Annotated in this window: 1 protein-coding gene; it reads left to right on the top strand. The window is 29.6% G+C overall.

Annotated elements, in window-relative coordinates:
* Positions 1–135 precede the first annotated feature (135 nt).
* Positions 136–1,944, top strand: a complete 1,809-nt coding sequence (locus AC07XN_RS24170) for a PAS domain-containing sensor histidine kinase (RefSeq protein ID WP_309912398.1) — start codon at positions 136–138, stop codon at positions 1,942–1,944.
* Positions 1,945–2,130: the final 186 nt, after the last annotated feature.

The raw sequence follows: 2,130 nt of genomic DNA, 5'->3' as shown, positions 1-2,130 counted from the left end.
CTATAGATTTTACAATATTTATTTTTTCATTAATATGAATAAATATTTTGTTTTATCTTTATTTAAATTATATAGACCCGTTCAATTGAGTAGTAAGTTATCATCATATTAAAAATTTAAAACCGCCATTAGCAGATGAGATCTTCCTCGATTAATTATTTATCGGAAGTAATATTGAATTCATTAGAAGGCAATGTTTATATTTTAGATAGAGAATACCGTTTTGTTTATTTTAATAAGTCTTTCGTAGATTCTTATAAATTTAGTTTTGATGAGTTACCACAATTACATGAAATCAGTAAAGTAACTACATCTGAACATCCATTTTTTCTTTCAACTGTAGAACACTATAAAAGAACATTTGAGGGAGAATCTTTTGAGCTTGAACCAAATACAATAAAGCAAAAGTTTACTCCACTTATGGATGAAAACGGTATTGTTTCTATGATTTTGGTACAGTTTCATGTACTTCCCAATACGATTCCTTTCGTTACTGAAAACGTACTATATTCAGAAAGTCAATATCACGAAGTAATTAATCTCATTAGTGACATTGTATTTAAAACTGACCAGCATTGGCAGTGGACATTCTTGAATGATTCTTGGACAAAAATCTTAAACTATAGCATAGAGGAATCATTAGGTAGGCCATTTTACGATTTTATGCATCCAGAAGATGCTGCCCAAAAAGAACAATTGTTTGATGCATTAATCCGTGAAAAAAAACCTACAAGTAAACACCTTGCCAGATTCATTACAAAAACTGGAGAAATAAAATGGATTAAAGCTTCTGTTACATTTATTTCAGATCCAAAAGGATTTGTAATTGGAGCTACAGGAACATTAAGAGATATTACTAGACAAAAGGAAAACGCCCATATTTACGAATTACTCTCAAATAATGTAAAAGACTTAGTTTGTATTCATGATTTAGAAGGTAGTTTATTGTATCTGTCGCCTTCCATCAAACAAATTGCTGGCTATGAACCCCAAGATTTAATTGGGAAAAAACTATCTGATTATTATCATCCTGACGATTTAGAGATTATTGACAAAGAACAGTTGCCATTTGGTGAAACTACGTCGTCATATACAAGTTACCGCTTCAAAAAAGCCAATGGGAATTATGTGTGGCTAGAAACGAATTCAAAAGTATTTTTTGATGATTATGACCTTACTCATCGAATTATTACCTCTTCCAGAGAAATAAATGATAGAAAACGCACTGAAGAGGTGTTGATGGCATCATTACAAAAAGAAAAAGAATTGAATGATTTGAAAACGCTTTTTGTCAACGTAGCATCTCATGAGTTTAGAACACCTCTTTCTACCATTCGTTCAAGTACTGAAATCATCCAATTGATTGATAAAGAACAGAATCCACATATTGCAAAACATGTAAATATTATCAGTAGTCAGATTGATAGAATCACCAATTTGATGAATGAAATTTTGATTGTTGGAAAAATAGAATCCAACAATTTGAGTTGTAATAAAGAAGATGTAAATATTCTTGAATTAGTTAAAACAAGCACAGAGGCTCAAAATGTTTTACAAAAAGATGGAAGATTTATAGATTTTAACGTAACAGGGTCGCCTCGTACTGCACAAATAGACCCCCTTCATCTTACTTTAATATTGGATAATTTATTATCCAATGCCTTCAAGTATTCACGAAATAAACCTAACCCAATTCTTTCTTTAATCTTTAATGAAGATTCTTTTCAGATAAGTATTCAAGATTTTGGAATAGGTATCCCATCTGAGGTAAAAAACAATGTATTTAATTCTTTTTACAGGGCAAATAACGTAGGAAGAATAGAAGGAACAGGTTTAGGCTTAGTAATTGCAAAAAATTTAGTCAAGATAAACGGAGGAAAGCTCAGCTTTGTTAGTAAAGAAAATGAAGGCTCTACATTTATCCTTTATTTCGGTTATTTATAATTAAATTGTGTCTATTATTGGTATATAAAAAAGAATGCTTCTTGCTAAAAAGAGGAGTTATTCTTTTTGTTATTAATTAATAAATAAGTAATTTAGCAAAAAGACCATTTCTTAATTTTGCTTAAAATAAGTTGTGTAGTCCTTTTATATAATATTATAAATTATTCAATTTTGATAGAAGTATCT

The sequence above is a fragment of the Arcicella sp. GW458-12-2-14-TSB2 genome (assembly GCF_059423785.1).
The sequence above is the reverse complement of the archived record's forward strand: the minus strand, read 5'-3'. Positions and strand labels throughout refer to the sequence as shown.